This window comes from Micromonospora sicca, assembly GCF_003172935.1.
Taxonomy (GTDB): Bacteria; Actinomycetota; Actinomycetes; order Mycobacteriales; family Micromonosporaceae; genus Micromonospora; species Micromonospora sicca.
Genome location: NZ_QGKS01000156.1, coordinates 1 through 14827 on the forward strand (window position 1 = coordinate 1; position 14827 = coordinate 14827).

At 72.5% G+C, this 14827-nt stretch carries 14 protein-coding genes and 1 pseudogene; 1 reads left to right on the forward strand and 14 read right to left on the reverse strand.

The window, feature by feature from the left end; genetic code table 11:
- Together DKT69_RS07745 and DKT69_RS07750 are read right to left on the reverse strand one after the other, a co-directional pair.
- Positions 1-219: pseudogene (locus tag DKT69_RS07745) on the reverse strand (hypothetical protein); the annotation flags it as partial.
- A gap of 137 nt (positions 220-356) precedes the next feature.
- Positions 357-980: a mycothiol-dependent nitroreductase Rv2466c family protein gene (locus tag DKT69_RS07750; RefSeq protein WP_109800892.1), complete on the reverse strand. Its 624-nt coding sequence runs from the start codon at positions 978-980 to the stop codon at positions 357-359.
- A 220-nt stretch (positions 981-1200) separates the two neighbouring features.
- On the opposite strand from DKT69_RS07750, the gene pepN reads away from it, so the two are divergent.
- Positions 1201-3747: an aminopeptidase N gene (gene pepN, locus DKT69_RS07755; RefSeq protein WP_109800893.1), complete on the forward strand. Its 2547-nt coding sequence runs from the start codon at positions 1201-1203 to the stop codon at positions 3745-3747.
- Positions 3748-3827: 80 nt separating this feature from the next.
- Here pepN and DKT69_RS07760 read toward each other — a convergent pair whose 3' ends face one another.
- From DKT69_RS07760 to DKT69_RS07815, 12 genes are all read right to left on the reverse strand, one after another.
- Complete coding sequence (locus DKT69_RS07760) at positions 3828-4235, reverse strand: DUF5130 family protein (RefSeq protein WP_109800894.1); 408 nt, start codon at positions 4233-4235, stop codon at positions 3828-3830.
- A complete protein-coding gene (gene ctaJ, locus DKT69_RS07765) occupies positions 4222-4524 on the reverse strand; it encodes an aa3-type cytochrome oxidase subunit CtaJ (protein WP_438361814.1) in 303 nt (100 codons plus the stop codon). Before ctaJ ends, DKT69_RS07760 begins: the two co-directional genes overlap by 14 nt.
- 56 nt (positions 4525-4580) lie before the next feature.
- Entirely contained in the window at positions 4581-6044 is a 1464-nt protein-coding gene (locus DKT69_RS07770) for an amidase (protein ID WP_109800896.1), read from the reverse strand.
- 286 nt (positions 6045-6330) lie between these two features.
- Positions 6331-7332 (reverse strand): amidohydrolase family protein, encoded by a 1002-nt coding sequence (locus DKT69_RS07775; protein ID WP_109800897.1) that lies wholly within the window; start codon positions 7330-7332, stop codon positions 6331-6333.
- Positions 7332-7856 carry a 3-hydroxyanthranilate 3,4-dioxygenase gene (locus DKT69_RS07780; protein ID WP_109800898.1) on the reverse strand — a complete coding sequence of 175 codons (525 nt, stop codon included), beginning with the start codon at positions 7854-7856 and terminating at the stop codon, positions 7332-7334. The genes DKT69_RS07775 and DKT69_RS07780 overlap by 1 nt, the downstream gene beginning before the upstream one ends.
- A 17-nt stretch (positions 7857-7873) precedes the next feature.
- Complete coding sequence (locus DKT69_RS07785; protein WP_109800899.1) at positions 7874-9286, reverse strand: RNA-guided endonuclease TnpB family protein; 1413 nt, start codon at positions 9284-9286, stop codon at positions 7874-7876.
- Between the two features lie 79 nt (positions 9287-9365).
- Positions 9366-9773 carry a RidA family protein gene (locus DKT69_RS07790; RefSeq protein ID WP_109800900.1) on the reverse strand — a complete coding sequence of 136 codons (408 nt, stop codon included), beginning with the start codon at positions 9771-9773 and terminating at the stop codon, positions 9366-9368.
- A complete protein-coding gene (locus DKT69_RS07795) occupies positions 9770-10543 on the reverse strand; it encodes a 2-keto-4-pentenoate hydratase (RefSeq protein WP_109800901.1) in 774 nt (257 codons plus the stop codon). Before DKT69_RS07795 ends, DKT69_RS07790 begins: the two co-directional genes overlap by 4 nt.
- Positions 10540-11616 carry a 4-hydroxy-2-oxovalerate aldolase gene (dmpG, locus tag DKT69_RS07800; RefSeq protein WP_109800902.1) on the reverse strand — a complete coding sequence of 359 codons (1077 nt, stop codon included), beginning with the start codon at positions 11614-11616 and terminating at the stop codon, positions 10540-10542. The genes DKT69_RS07795 and dmpG overlap by 4 nt, the downstream gene beginning before the upstream one ends.
- Positions 11613-12551, reverse strand: a complete 939-nt coding sequence (locus tag DKT69_RS07805; protein ID WP_109800903.1) for an acetaldehyde dehydrogenase (acetylating) — start codon at positions 12549-12551, stop codon at positions 11613-11615. The genes dmpG and DKT69_RS07805 overlap by 4 nt, the downstream gene beginning before the upstream one ends.
- A complete protein-coding gene (locus DKT69_RS07810) occupies positions 12548-13345 on the reverse strand; it encodes a 2-keto-4-pentenoate hydratase (protein ID WP_109800904.1) in 798 nt (265 codons plus the stop codon). The genes DKT69_RS07805 and DKT69_RS07810 overlap by 4 nt, the downstream gene beginning before the upstream one ends.
- The gene (locus tag DKT69_RS07815) at positions 13342-14823 is read right to left on the reverse strand and encodes a 2-hydroxymuconic semialdehyde dehydrogenase (RefSeq protein WP_109800917.1); all 1482 of its coding nucleotides are present in this window, start codon (positions 14821-14823) and stop codon (positions 13342-13344) included. Before DKT69_RS07815 ends, DKT69_RS07810 begins: the two co-directional genes overlap by 4 nt.
- Positions 14824-14827 lie beyond the last annotated feature (4 nt).

Sequence of the window (14827 nt, forward strand, 5' to 3'; positions counted from 1 at the left end):
GGGCAGGACCGTCTCGGCGGGCGGGGTCATCCGGGAGGTGGCGACCACCCGGGCGACGCCCACCACGATCGGCGGGGCCAGCAGGTCGACCATCTCGGCCGGCAGGGCCGGACGGACGGCCGGCCAGTCGACCTCGTCCACCGACCAGTACGTCGCACCGGAGTCCTCGGTCGCCGTCTCCTGCGGCGCGTCGTCGGACGTACGGCGGTGCTTGGCCATGGGAATGCCTCCTCCGGGCTGCCGGGGCGCGGCCCCCGCGGGCCGCCGGCTGGGACACCCGGTGAAACGAGCCCCGCACCGGCCCGGTGACGCCGGGGCCGGTGCGGGACTGCGGATCGTTGCCGGAGCTCCCGCCGTCAGTCGAAGATGGGGCCCAGCTCGCGGGAGCGCTTCAGCTCGTAGAAGCCCGGGGTGCCGGCGACCAGCAGGACGCCGTCCCAGAGCCGGCCGGCCGCCTCACCCTTCGGCGCCGGGGTGATCACCGGGCCGAAGAAGGCGACCTTGCCGCCGTCCGGGCCGGGGGCGTGGATCACCGGGGTGCCCACGTCGGTGCCGACCGGCCGCATGCCCGCCTCGTGGCTGGCCCGCAGCGCCTCGTCGTACGCGGTGGACTCGGCGGCGTCGGCGAGCGCCGGGTCCAGCCCGACGTCGGTGAGCGCGCCGACCAGCATCTCCCGGCCGAGCGGCTCCTTGCCGAGGTGGATCCGGGTGCCCATCGCGGTGTAGAGCTTCGCCACCGCCTCCTGGCCGTGGGCCTGCTCGACGGCGATGCAGACCCGCACCGGGCCCCAGCCGCTCTTCATCAGTTCCTGGTACTGCTCGGGCAGGTCCCGGCCCTCGTTGAGCACGGACAGGCTCATCACGTGGAAGTCGATGTCCACGGGCCGGACCTTCTCGACCTCCAGCAGCCAGCGGGACGTGATCCACGCCCACGGGCACAGCGGGTCGAACCACATGTCCACGGCGACACGTTCGGTCACGGTGAGATCCCTTCACGACGGGTGCGCCGGTGAGCCCGGCGCCTCCCTCGATCCTCACCCCGACCAGCATGGCCCGGTACCGGAATGAGAGCGTGACCTCGACCACCGAAGGGTGTCGGTGCATGGAAGACTCGGACCGGACCGGCCGTCACGAGCGGGCCGGGGAGGCCGGGGCCGCCGCGGCGCGGCGCTAGTGGGATGGAGACGAACAGTGCCGGGAGTGCGCAATCTGACCCAGGTCGAGGCCACCGAGCGGGCTCGCCTGCTCGAGGTGACCGGGTACGACATCAGCCTTGACCTGTCGACCGCCGTGCAGGGCACGGGACGCACGTTCCGCTCGATGACCGAGGTCCAGTTCCGCTGCGCCGAGCCGGGCGCGACGACCTTCATCGAGGTGGCCGCCGAGTCGGTGCGGTCCGCGACGCTCAACGGCGCGCCCGTCGACACCTCCGGCTGGTCGGCGGAGAAGGGCCTCACGCTGTCCGGTCTGGACGCGGAGAACACCCTGGTGGTGGACGCGGACTTCGGATACTCGAACAGCGGGCAGGGCCTGCACCGCACGGTGGACCCGGTCGACGGGGAGACCTACCTCTACAGCCAGTTCGAGACGGCGGACGCGCAGAAGGTCTTCGCCTGCTTCGACCAGCCCGACCTGAAGAGCGTCTTCACCTGGCACGCCACCGTGCCGGACCACTGGCGGGTGGTCTCCAACATGCCGGTGGAGCGGGAGGAGCCGGCCGGCGAGGCGCTGAAGACCGTCCACTTCGTGGAGTCGGCGCGGATGAGCACCTACATCACCGCGCTCTGCGCCGGGCCGTACCACGAGGTGCGGGACAGCCACGACGGCATCGACCTGGGGGTCTTCTGCCGGGCGTCGATGGCGCGGTACCTGGACTCGGACGACCTGTTCCTGATCACCAAGCAGGGCTTCGACTTCTTCCACGAGAAGTTCGGGGTGCGCTACCCGCTGCCCAAGTACGACCAGCTCTGGGTGCCGGACTTCAACGCCGGCGCGATGGAGAACTTCGGCTGCGTCACGCACGCCGAGTCGCACTACATCTTCCGCTCGCAGGTCACCGACTTCGAGTACGAGCAGCGGGCCAACACGATCCTGCACGAGCTGGCGCACATGTGGTTCGGTGACCTGGTCACCATGCGCTGGTGGAACGACCTGTGGCTGAACGAGTCGTTCGCCGAGTGGGCCAGCCACTGGTGCAACACCCACGCCACCCGGTTCCACGACGCGTGGACGACCTTCCTGTCGATCCGCAAGAACTGGGGCTACCGGCAGGACCAGCTCTCCTCCACCCACCCGGTGTACTGCGAGATGCCGGACCTGGAGGCGGTCGAGGTCAACTTCGACGGCATCACGTACGCCAAGGGCGCCAGCGTGCTCAAGCAGCTCGTCGCGTACGTCGGGGAGGAGCCGTTCCTGGCCGGCCTGCGGGCGTACTTCGGCAAGCACGCCTGGGGCAACGCCACCTTCGACGACCTGCTCTCCGAGCTGGAGACCGCCTCCGGCCGGGAGCTGCGCAAGTTCGCCGCGCAGTGGCTGGAGACGGCGCAGGTCAACACGCTGCGCCCCGAGGTGGCCATCGGCGACGACGGCAGCTACCAGCGGGTGCTGGTCCGCCAGGAGGCGCCGTCCGGGCACCCGACGCTGCGTACCCACCGGATCGGGGTGGGCCTCTACGACCTGACCGACGGCCGGCTGGTCCGCCGGGAGCGGGTCGAGGTCGACGTGACCGGGGAGCAGACCGAGCTGTCCGCGCTGCACGGCAAGCCGGCCGCCGACGTGCTGATGCTCAACGACGACGACCTGACGTACGCCAAGCTGCGGCTGGACGAGCGGTCGATGGCGAACGTGGTGCAGCACATCGCCGGCTTCGAGTCGTCGCTGGCCCGGGCGCTCTGCTGGACCGCCGCCTGGGACATGACCCGCGACGCCGAGCTGCCCGCCCGCGACTACGTCGCGCTGGTGCTGGCCGGCCTGCCCGCCGAGACCGACATCAACCTGGTCACCGCCACCCTGCGGCAGGCGACCACCACGCTCACCTTCTATGTCGACCCGGCGTGGGCGCCGACCGGCTGGGCCGAGCTGGCCCGGACCGCGAAGGACGGGCTGCTCGCGGCGGAGCCGGGCAGCGGCTTCCAGCTCGCCTGGGCCCGGGCGTACGCCTCGGCGGCCCGCTCCGCCGAGGACCTGGCCACGCTGCGTGGCTGGCTCGACGGCACCGAGGTGCCGACCGGGCTGACCGTGGACACCGAACTGCGCTGGGCGCTGCTCCAGTCCCTCGTGGCCAACGGGGCGGCCGGCACCGCCGAGATCGAGGCCGAGCTGGCCGGCGACCGCACCGCCAGCGGCGAGCGGGAGGCCGCCTACGCGCACGCGCTGGTGCCGACCGCGGAGAACAAGGCGGCGGTGTGGGCGTTGCTCACCGGCCCGGAGGCGCTGCCGAACTGGCGGCACCGGGCGCTGCTGCAGGGCTTCGCGCACCCGGCGCAGGTCGACCTGGTCGCTCCCTACCGGGAGAAGTACTTCGCGGTGGTGGACCAGGTCTGGGCCAGCCGGGACAGCGAGCCGGCGCAGGAGTTCACCCAGCTCGCCTACCCGGCGTACCTGGTCGAGGACGAGACGGTCGCGGCGACCGACGCGTGGCTGGCCGGCGAGGGTCACCCGGCCCCGCTGCGCCGGCTGGTCGCCGAGGGCCGGGACGGCGTGGCCCGCGCCCTGAAGGCCCGCGCCAGGGACGCCCAGAGCGCCTGATCCGCCGGGTCGCCGAGATGGCGATACACGAAGCCCGGCCCGCGAAACGCGGACCGGGCTTCGTCGTGCTCGGGGAGGGCTCAGCCCTTGCCGGCGTGGCTGGCGAGCTGGTCGAGGCCCTGGATGATGCCGCCGGCCAGGTCGCCGCCGCCGAAGGACGCCACCATGGAGAGCGCGGCGAGCTTGGCGTACGTGTCCGGGATGCGCTTGCGCGCGTACCGGCCGGTGACGATCTCCAGCTGCCGCTGGTTGGGCGACACGGCGATCAGGACCGACCTGTCGGGCTCGGCGAGCTGGTGGTGCAGCCGCTGGGCGTGCTCCCGGATCGGCTCGTCGAGGCCGCCCACGTAGACCGAGAAGACCAGGCCGGTGCCCTGGTCGGCCAGGCGGAGCGCCTCGTCGATGCGGAGCAGCTGGCGGGTCGAGAAGGGCCCGTCCAGCACCTGGGGCGGGTTACCCGTCCCGGCCTGCGTCTCACCAACGGTCACTTGTGCCTCCGGTTCCACCGGCCGGCGCCTCGACGCCGGCCTTCTCAAGCTTGTGGCTGGTCAGCGCCGGCGCCTGCGCGCCCGCGGCCAGCGCGGTGCCGGCCGAGTCGGCCAGCTGCTCCGGACGGCCGAGGAACCAGACCGGAGTGAAGTCGAAGGGCCGGCCCGGCCGGTAGCGCTTGGCGCCGCCACCGCCGCCACGGCCGCCGGCGATTGCCAGTCCGGCGATCACCAGCACCGCGGCCGCCGGGATGCCGACGAAGACCAGCAACGTCTCGGTAACAGACAACCTCAACGCCCCCAGGCGGAAAGAGAGAGACCAGGAATTCCGGGTCGGGTGGACTGTCAAGGAGACGATTCCCCGACTCCGCTTGTGGTATTCACGTTAGCGGAGTCGACGGCCCGCCAGATTGCGGGGTGGTGATCCCAGCCGCCACTCCCGTGCTCCAGTTGCGCGGCAGTGGCGATCAAAGTCGCGTCGGCGCCGTACCGGCCGGTGAGCAGCACCCCCACGGGCATGCCGTCGGCGGTGCGACCGACCGGCAGGGAAACGGACGGTTCGCCGGTCACGTTGAAGATGGCGCAGTACGGCGAGAACCGGCGCTGCCGGTCGAAATCCTCCGCCGGATCGAGGGCGGCGAACGACCCCACCGGCGCCTGCGGCGCGGCCAGCGTGGGGCAGAGCAGCAGGTCGCAACCGGCGGTCCGGTGGGCGCCGAGGCGTACCTGGGCCTGCAGCTCGCCCAGGGTGGCCATCAGCGCGCCCGCGCCGACCGCCGCGCCGCGCGAGCGGAGGAGCCGGGTCAGCGGCAGCAGCTCCCTCTCCCGCTCGGGCGGCACCGGGGAGAGCGCCAGGACGTACCAGACGGTCTCGAAGAGCGGCCACGCCGCCGGGCCGAGCGGCGCCGGGACCTCGACCACCTCGTGGCCGGCCGCGGTGAGCAGCCCGGCGGCCCGGTCGACGGCGGCGACACAGTCGGGGTGGACCGGCTCGTCGGCGAGCATCGGGCTGGTGAAGCGGCCGATCCGCAGCCGGCCCGGCGCGGCCTCGCGGGCGGCGGCCAGGTAGCCGCCGGCGGGCGCGGCCGGGGGCAGGTAGGGCTCGCCGGGCACCGGCTGCGCCATGACGTCGAGCAGCGCGGCGACGTCGGCGACGGTCCGCCCGAGCGGGCCGTTCGTCGGCAGCCCGAACGCGCCGAAGCCGAGCGGCCCGCCGGAGACGAGTCCCCGGCTGGGCTTGTAGCCGACCAGGCCGCAGAGCGACGCCGGGATGCGCAGCGAGCCGCCGCCGTCGGAGCCCTGGGCCACCGGCACCAGCCCGGCCGCCACGGCGGCCGCCGCGCCGCCGCTGGACCCGCCCGCCGTGTAGCCGAGGCCCCACGGGTTGCGGGCCGGCGGCGCCACCAGCCCCTCCGAGTAGAGCGAGCAGCCCAGCTCGGAGGTGGTGGTCTTGCCGAGGCTGACCAGCCCGGCAGCCCTGATGAACCGGACCACGTCGGCGTCGATCGGGGGCACGAAGTCGGCGAAGGCGGCGGAGCCGAAGGTGGTCCGCACCCCGGCGGTCAGCGTGAGGTCCTTGATCGCGGTCGGTACGCCGTGCAGCGGACCGCGCCGCTCGGCCGGCACCGCGTCGGCGGCCCGGGCCGCCTCGACGGCCAACTCCTGCGTGACGGTGACGAACGCGCCGACCGTGTCGCTCAGCGCGTCCACCCGGGTCAGCTGGTGCCCGACCAGCTCCACGCTGGACAGCTCGCCACGGGCGATCGCGGCGGCCTGCTCCAACGCGGTCAGGTCGTGCGGCTCGGCCATGCCGTCATCCTGCCCGGATGATCCGCCCGACGCACTCTTCACGCGCCGACCGGCCCGGTCCCGGCACGGGTGGCCCGGGCCGGGGGCGGCGGCCGGAGCCGGAACGCCGGGCCGGGGTTGGTGGATGTCCTTTGCTCTGCTGCAGGCCACGCAACACCGGTGGGCGCCGGGTGTTGCCGTCGCTGAAGCAGAGCAAAGGATGCGCGAGGCAGTCCGGCTGCCGGCCGGCAGCGCCGGGCGGGGCGTCGGAACACAGCTCGCTGCGGTCGGGGGCGCAGGTCGGCGGTCAGCCGTGCAGGAAGCGCAGGGCGTTGCGGGACAGGAGCTTGTCGCGCTGGTCGGCGGTGAGGAAGTCGGCCTTCGCGACCACCGCGCCGACCGGTCGCTCCCCCAGCGGGTACGGGTAGTCGCTGCCGACCAGCACCCGGTCCTCCCCCATGGTGTCCACCAGCAGCCGCAGGGCGGCCGGCTCGAAGACCACCGAGTCGACGCTGAACCGGCCGACGTAGGAGCTGGGCGGGGCGGTGGAGGCGCCGCGCACCAGGTCGCCGCGGCGGTGCCAGGCGTTGTCGGCGCGGCCCAGCCAGAACGGGAAGCTGCCGCCGCCGTGCGCGAAGCAGATCCGCAGCGTCTCCGGCACCCGGTCGAAGACGCCGCCGAGGATCAGCGCCAGCACCGACAGGTGGGTCTCCGCCGGCATGCCGGTCAGCCAGCGGGCCATCCACCGGTCCAGCCGGGGCCCGCCCGGCATGTCCCAGGGGTGTACGAAGACCGGTGCGCCCACCTCGGCGCAGTGGGTCAGGAACTGCACGATCCCCGCGTCGTCCAGGTCGCGGTCGCCGACGTGGTTGCCGATCTCGACGCCGACGTGGCCCGCCGCCAGGCAGCGGTCCAGTTCGGCGCAGGCGGCGTCCGGGTCCTGCAACGGCACCTGGCAGAACGGCACCAGCCGGTCGCCGCCGGCCGCGGTGACCTCCAGGGTCAGGTCGTTGAAGATCCGGGCCACCTTCACCGCCTGGTCGGCGGGGCGGTCGTAGGAGAAGAACACCGGGGTCGGCGAGACCACCTGGACGTCCACCCCGTCGTCGTCCATGTCCGCCAGCCGCGTCGGCGCGTCCCAGCAGGCCGAGCCGATCGCGCGGAACTCCGTCTCGCCCACCATGATCATGGCGGCCCGCTCGGAGTCCACCCGCAGCCAGGGCCAGCCGGACCCGCCGCACTGGGCGTCGAGGTCCGGCCACCCCTTCGGTACGACATGCGTGTGCACGTCGACGACCGGACCGCGCATCAGCCCTTGCCCGGGTGCAGGGTGCCGCACTTGTCGCAGGTGCGCGCCGCCTCGTCGGCGTAGAACGCCTGGAAGACCGGGGGCAGGTCGGCGGCGATGTCGCGGACCTGGAGCTCCACCTCGTGCACCTTGTGCCCGCACTCCGGGCAGTACCACTGGAACTTCTCCAGGGTGCCCTCCTCGCGGACCCGCTCGACCACCACGCCGATCGAGCCGGCCTCCGGCCGCTGCGGCGAGTGCGGCGTGTTGCGCGGCAGCATCCACATCTGACCCTCGCGCACGTGCACCGTACGCGGCCCCTCCGGGGTCATCAGGTTGATGTGCATGTTGCCCTTGACCTGGTAGAAGAACTCCTCGTACGGGTCGACGTGGAAGTCGGTGCGCTGGTTCGGCCCGCCGACCACCATGACGATGAAGTCGTCCCCGCCGGGGAACATCTCCTTGTTCCCCACCGGCGGCTTCAGCAGGTGCTGGTTCTCCGCGATCCAGCCCGGAAAGCTGAACGGCTCCGCGATCTCACTCACGACTGACCTGCTTCCTACTACTTGCTCATTGCCGAGCGGTTCGGATAATTCGCTCTCCGCTCGGCGGTGGCCGGGCTGGAGTCCTGGACCGGCAGTCTGGTCCGGTGGCGATCGGTCCTGTCCTGCAGGATCTGCCTCACCACATGGTGCGGGGTGTGCAGGGCGATGTCGGGGTCGCCTGCTCGCTGCAGGATGTTGATCGCGGCGTTCACGTCGGCCTGCCAAACCACCCCGCACGGGGTGCAGTGAAGCCGGTCCCCGTTACGTGGGCCGAGCCGGCCGCAGCGGTGACAGGCTTGTGAGGTGTAGGCGGCGTTGACGTGCACGAGCGCAGAACCTCTGCGCTCCGACACGTTGGTCAGCGCCTCGGCGGTGACTCCTTTGGTCCACGCGGCGAGGCGCCGGTTGACGTTCTTGCCGAGCGTGGTGCGCCCGGCGAAGGTCTTGGTGAGGTCTTCGGCGACCACGGTGGCGGCCTTGTCGACGACCCGGTGCACGGCGGTGAAGATCTCCGTGCGCACCCGTGCGCGGTGGCGCGCGGCCTGTCGCTCCCGCTTGACCGTGCCGAGGTTGTTGGCGGTGATCCGGTGCGCTTTCGCGTGGTCACCACGACCGGCGGCGCTGTTCGCAATCGAGCGCAGCTTCGCCCGACGCCGGTTGCGTTCCTTCAACCGGTCCGACTCACTGGACAACAGCTCACCAAGGCCACAGCCATGGCGGGCGCCGTCGGAGTCGGTCAGGGCCTCGGTGTAGCCCTTGTCCACACCAACCGTTCGCCCGCCGCACGGCCGCTGCGACGACCGCATCTGCGACGCGTCGATCTGGTAGTGCACCTCGACCCGACCACCATGCAGGATCAGCCGCAGGGTCCCAGCCGGGGCCACCGTCGTGGACAACGGGATCCGGACCATCTGGCGGCGTTGCAGACCGGGAACAGCCAGCCACAACCGGCCGCGCCCGCCGGTGGCGGTGTTGTGCTGGTCGGCGCGCACCACAATCTGATCGTGCGTGCGGTTACGGCCCCGCTTCCAATGCTTACGCATCTGCCGGGCCAGGAACGGGTCCTCAGCCCACCGGTCGACCGCCAAGGCGTTGAACATCCGCTTGCGCTCAGCCGGGTCATTGGTGCGCCGGGTGATGGCCCGCCGGACCTCTACCTTGGCCGCCGCCAGGTTCGCCGCGATATCGGCCATGGCGTCGCGGACGGTTTCCTTCCACGCATTGGCCAGCACACCGAACCGCACGTGCGTGCCGTCTGCCAGCCACCGGTCCCGCACCTGCCGGTCCGTCAACCCGGACCCCACACCGCCGACCGACCCGTAACGCTGCCAGACCTCATTACGAACCTGACCCAACCGACGAGCCTGCTCCACCGCCGCATACTTACCCGCATTCAGGGCCATCGAATAAGCGATGCGCGTAGCCTTCACCAGTCAACCTCCGCGGTCCGGTCCGCCCCTATTAGTGTAGATAGATCTACGAAGGACAGGGATCAATAGTTGCGTCCCCCTAGGGGAGCAGGGCCACGGCCTGCATCTCGATCAGCAGGTGCGGATGCGGCAGCTGGTGCACGGCCACCGTGGTCCGGGTCGGCCCGGTGGCGTCGAAGAACTCCGCCCATACCTCGTTGTATCCGCCGAAGTCATTCATGTTGACCAGGTACGACGTCACCTGGACCAGGTCGGCCAGGTCCGCGCCGACCGAGCGCAGCAGATCCCGGATGTTCTCGATCACCGCCCGAGTCTGCACCCGGATGTCGAGGTCCGTGGTGCCAAACTCGTCCACCGAGACCCCCGCGAAGCTGTTGTCCGGGCGGCGCGACGACGTACCCGAGATGAAGAGGAACCCGCCGGCCACCTTGACGTGCGGGAACGCGCCGCGCGGGACGGCCTTCCCGGCCACCACCCGGGCGGTCATGACTCCGCCCGCAGCGACGCCGTGCCGAGCTTCTCAACGACCGCCCGGACGTGCGCGCCGGGGCGCAGCGGCACCGCGGCCGTCGCGGCGCCGGCGAGGAACAGCCAGCCTTCGCGCAGCCGGACCCCGTGCCGCCCGGCCAGCCGGATGCCCTCGTCCAGGGCCCGGCGCGGGTCGCCGAGGATCGCCGCCGTCGAACCGACCTGGGCCACCCGGCCGTCGATCTCCAGCAGCACCCCGAGGTTGTCCAGCCCGTCCGGCACCGGCGACCACGGGCCGACGACGAACGCGGCGGCCGAGGTGTTGTCGGCGATCACGTCCGGCAGGGAGAAGGTGAAGTTGGCGTACCGGGAGTCGATCAGCTCGATCGCCGGGGCGACCGCGCGGACGGCGTCGGCGAACGACCCCAGCGGCTCGCCGGGCTCGGGGAGGCGGTCCAGCAGGAACGCCACCTCCGGCTCGACCCGGGGATGGATGAAGGCGCCGACGTCGACCGTGCCGCCGTCGGGGACCCGCATCAGGTCGGTGAGCCGGCCCCAGATCACCTCGTCCACGCCGACCTGGGCCATCTTCGCCTTGCTGGTCAGCCCCATCTTCAGCCCGACCAGCCGCTCACCCCGGTCCAGCCGGCGCTGGAGCAGCGCGGTCTGCACCGCGTACGCGGCGTCGACGTCGAGGCCGGTCTCGGCGGCGAGCTGCGGGATCGCGGTGGCGCTGTCGGCCGCCGCGCCCAGCTTCTCCGCGATGCCCGCGATGTCCGGCCCGATCACGGTGCCACCTCCTGCTCCTCGTGGCGGCCGGCGAGGTCCAGCGCCACGTCCACGATCATGTCCTCCTGGCCGCCGACCATCCGGCGCCGGCCCAGCTCCACCAGGATGGAGCGGACGTCCACGCCGTACTTCGCGGAGGCGCGTTCGGCGTGCCGGAGGAAGCTCGAGTAGACGCCCGCGTACCCGAGGGAGAGCGTCTCCCGGTCGACCTGGACCGGCCGGTCCTGGAGCGGCCGGACGACGTCGTCGGCCGCGTCCATCAGCGCGAAGACGTCGCAGCCGTGCTTCCAGCCGTGCAGCTCGGCGACCGCGACGAAGACCTCCAGCGGCGCGTTGCCGGCACCGGCGCCCATCCCGGCCAGGGACGCGTCCACCCGGACCGTCCGGCCGTGCGGCGCGTCCGGACCGGCCGGTCCGTCGCCGAGGATCCGGCCGTGCTCGACGGCGAGCACGCTGTTGGCCACCCCGAGCGACAGGTTGTGGTGCGCGTGGATGCCGATCTGCGTCTCCGGTTCGAGGACCTGCCGGTACGCGTCGACCCGCTGCGCCACGTCGGACATCAGCAGCCGCCCGCCCGAGTCGGTGACGTAGACGCAGTGCGCCCCGTACGACTCCATCAGCTTGGCCTGGGCGGCCAGCCCGGCTGGCTCGTTCATGTGCGACATCATCAGGAACCCGGAGACGTCCATGCCGTTCTCCCGGGCCCAGGAGATGTGCTGGGCGGAGATGTCCGCCTCGGTGCAGTGGGTGGCGATCCGGACGCTGGTCACCCCGAGCGCCCTCGCCGCCTTCAAATCGGCGATGGTGCCGATGCCGGGCAGCAGCAGGGTGGTGAGCTTCGCGCTGGTCATCACCTCCGCGGCGGCGGAGATCCAGTCGGCGTCGCTGGCCGCGCCGTGGCCGTAGTTGACGCTGGAACCGGCGAGGCCGTCGCCGTGCGCCACCTCGATGGCGGCCACCCCGGCCGCGTCCAGCGCGGCGGCGATGGTGCGCACCTGGTCCACCGTGTAGCGGTGGGCGATGGCGTGCATGCCGTCCCGCAGCGTCACGTCCTGGATGTACAGGTCGGTCATGCCGCCACCTCCGCGCTGCTCGCCCGCCGGGCCACCAGCCGCTCCGCGGTGCGCAGCGCGGCCGAGGTCATGATGTCCAGGTTCCCGGCGTACGCGGGCAGGTAGTGCCCGGCGCCGGAGACCTCCAGGAACACCGACACCTGGAGTCCGACCAGGTGCCGCCCCAGCGACGGCACGTACGTGTCGACCCGGTCGAACTGCACGTCCTGCTTGAGCCGGTAGCCGGGGACGTACTCCTGCACGGTGGCCACCATGTCGGCGACCGAGGCGGCGATGGCGGCCCGGTCGGCGTCGGCGTCCGGGCAGAGGCAGTAGACGGTGTCCCGCATCAGCAGCGGCGGGTCGGCGGGGTTCAGCACGATGATCGCCTTGCCGCGTTCCGCGCCGCCGACCACCTCGATGGCCCGGGCGGTGGTCTCGGTGAACTCGTCGATGTTGGCCCGGGTGCCGGGGCCGGCCGAGCGCGAGGCGATCGAGGCGACGATCTCCCCGTACGCGACGGGGGTGACCCGGCCGACGGCGGCGACGATCGGCACGGTCGCCTGCCCGCCGCAGGTCACCATGTTGACGTTCGTCTCGTGCAGGTGCTCGTCGAGGTTGACCGGGGGCACCACGTACGGGCCGATGGCGGCGGGGGTCAGGTCGACCACCGTCCGGCCGTGCGCCCGGAGCACCGCGTCGTTGTGCCGGTGCGCGCCGGCCGAGGTGGCGTCGAAGACCAGCTCGACGTCGGCGAACTCGGGCAGCGCCACCAGGCCGTCGACGCCCTCGGCCGTGGTGGCCACGCCGAGCCGCCGGGCCCGGACGAGCCCGTCCGAGTCCGGGTCGATGCCCGCCATCGCGACCATGCGCAGGCTGTCGCTCAGCCGGAGCACCTTGATCATCAGATCGGTCCCGATGTTGCCGGACCCGATCACCGCCGCCCCGACCGTCACGCCGCCTCCTCGGATGAAGAGAAACAGGTCCGCACCGAGCCGAGCCCGGAGATACGCGCCTCGTAGGCCGCGCCAGGGGTCACCGGCACCATCGGGCCGAGCGCCCCGGAGAGCACCACGTCGCCGGCGCGCAGCGGGTCGCCGGCGCGGGCCATCGTGCCGGCCAGCCACTCCAGCGCGTGCAGCGGATTGCCGAGGCAGGCCGCGCCGGCGCCGACCGAGACGGGCTCCCCGCCGTGTTCCAGGACCATCCCGCACAGCCGCAGGTCCACGTCGGCGAGCCGGCGGGGCGTGGTGCCGAGCACGAAGAGGCCGCTGGAGGCGTTGTCGGCGACGGTGTCCACGATGGAGATGTCCCAGCCGGCGATCCGCGAGTCGACGATCTCGATGGCCGGCAGCACGTGGTCCACGGCCCGGATCAGGTCGACGGTGGTGACCCGCTCGTCGGGCAGGTCCGCGCCGAGCACGAAGGCGATCTCCGCCTCCACCCGGGGCTGGAGCAGCCGGTCGATCGCCACCTCGACGCCGTCGCCGACCGCCATCACATCGGTGAGCACGCCGAAGTCCGGCTGGTAGACGCCGAAGTTCTCCTGCACCGCCCGGGAGGTCAGGCCGATCTTCGCGCCCACCCGGCGCTCACCCCGGTCCCACCGGGCCTGGGCCTGGAGCTGCTGCACCTGGTACGCCGCCTCGACGTCGCCCTCGGGCAGCAGCCGCCCACGCAACGGCGGGCAGGGCTTCCCGCTCTCCCGGGCCTCGGTCAGCTCCCGGGCCGCGGTTTCCAGATCGCTCATGTGAGGTCCACGCAGACGTTGGTGAGTTCGGAGTAGAAGTCGAGCGAGTGCACCCCGCCCTCCCGGCCGATGCCGGAGGCCTTCACCCCGCCGAACGGGGTGCGCAGGTCACGCAGGAACCAGGTGTTCACCCAGACGATGCCGGCGTCGAGCCGGGACCCGGCCCGGTGCGCCCGGCCCACGTCCCGGGTCCAGACCGTCGCGGCCAGGCCGTACTCGGTGCCGTTGGCCAGGGCGTACGCCTCGTCCTCGGAGTCGAAGGGCGCCACGTGCACGACCGGGCCGAAGATCTCCTCCCGGTTCGTCCGGGCGTCCGGGCCGAGCCCGGTCAGCACCGTCGGCTGCACGTACGCGCCGCCGTCGCGGGCGTCCCCGAAGCCGGGCACCCCGCCGCCGGCCAGCACCTCGGCGCCCTCGGCGCGGGCCAGGTCGTAGTGGCCCAGCACCTTGTCCCGGTGGGCGTGCGAGATCAGCGGCATGTTGACGGTGGCCTCGTCGGCCGGCCAGCCGTACGCCAACTCGTCGGCCCGCTTGGCCAGCCGGGCGGTGAACTCCTCGAAGACCGGGCGCTGCACGTAGATCCGTTCGGTGCAGAGGCAGACCTGACCGCCGTTGGTGAAGCTGGACCGGACCGAGCCCGCCACCGCCGCGTCCAGGTCGGCGTCGGCGAAGACCAGTCCCGCGTTCTTGCCGCCCAGCTCGAAGCTCACCGCCTTCACCCCGTCCGCGGCGGCGCGCATGATGGCGCTGCCGGTGGCGGACTCGCCGGTGAAGGTGATCGCGTCGACGCCCGGGTGCCGGGTGAGGAACTCCCCGGCCGAGTCCGGGCCGAAGCCGTGCACCAGGTTGAACACCCCCGCCGGTACGCCCGCGGCGGCCATCACCTCGGCCAGCAGGGTCGCCGAGGCCGGGGTCTCCTCGCTGGGCTTGACCACCACGGCGTTGCCGCAGGCCAGGGCCGGGGCGACCTTCCAGGTGAGCAGCAGCAGCGGCAGGTTCCAGGGCACGATGATCGCGACCACGCCCACCGGTTTGCGGACCGCGTAGTTGAGCGCCCGGCCACCGGTCGGGGTGACCGTGGTGAACGACTCGGTCGGGGCGGTCGCCACGATCTCGGCGAACGCCCGGAAGTTGGCCGCGCCGCGCGGAATGTCCAGCGTGCGGGCCTGCGAGATCGACTTGCCGGTGTCGGCGACCTCGGCGGCGACCAGGTCGTCGAAGCGCCGTTCCAACTCGTCGGCGACCCGGCGCAGCACCTCGGCGCGCTCCCGCTCCCCCATCCGGCCCCACGGCCCGCGCAGCGCCGCCTGGGCGGCGGCCACCGCGTCGTCCACGGTGGACGCGTCCGCCTCGGCCACCTCGAAGACCGGCTCGCCGGTGACCGGGCTGCGCTTGGTGAACCGGGTTCCGGCGGCGACGAACTCGCCGCCGACGAAGTTGCGCAGCAGTCCCGGCCCGTCCGGTGCGTGCCCGGCCATCAGC

What these genes read in the sequence shown, in the direction of transcription:
- DKT69_RS07770 (WP_109800896.1), bottom strand. Translation starts at nt 6,044, where the DNA reads ATGGCCGAGCCGCACGACCTGACCGCGTTGGAGCAGGCCGCCGCGATC.
- DKT69_RS07775 (WP_109800897.1), bottom strand. Translation starts at nt 7,332, where the DNA reads ATGCGCGGTCCGGTCGTCGACGTGCACACGCATGTCGTACCGAAGGGG.
- DKT69_RS07790 (WP_109800900.1), bottom strand. Translation starts at nt 9,773, where the DNA reads ATGACCGCCCGGGTGGTGGCCGGGAAGGCCGTCCCGCGCGGCGCGTTC.
- dmpG (WP_109800902.1), bottom strand. Translation starts at nt 11,616, where the DNA reads ATGACCGACCTGTACATCCAGGACGTGACGCTGCGGGACGGCATGCAC.
- DKT69_RS07810 (WP_109800904.1), bottom strand. Translation starts at nt 13,345, where the DNA reads ATGAGCGATCTGGAAACCGCGGCCCGGGAGCTGACCGAGGCCCGGGAG.
- DKT69_RS07815 (WP_109800917.1), bottom strand. Translation starts at nt 14,823, where the DNA reads ATGGCCGGGCACGCACCGGACGGGCCGGGACTGCTGCGCAACTTCGTC.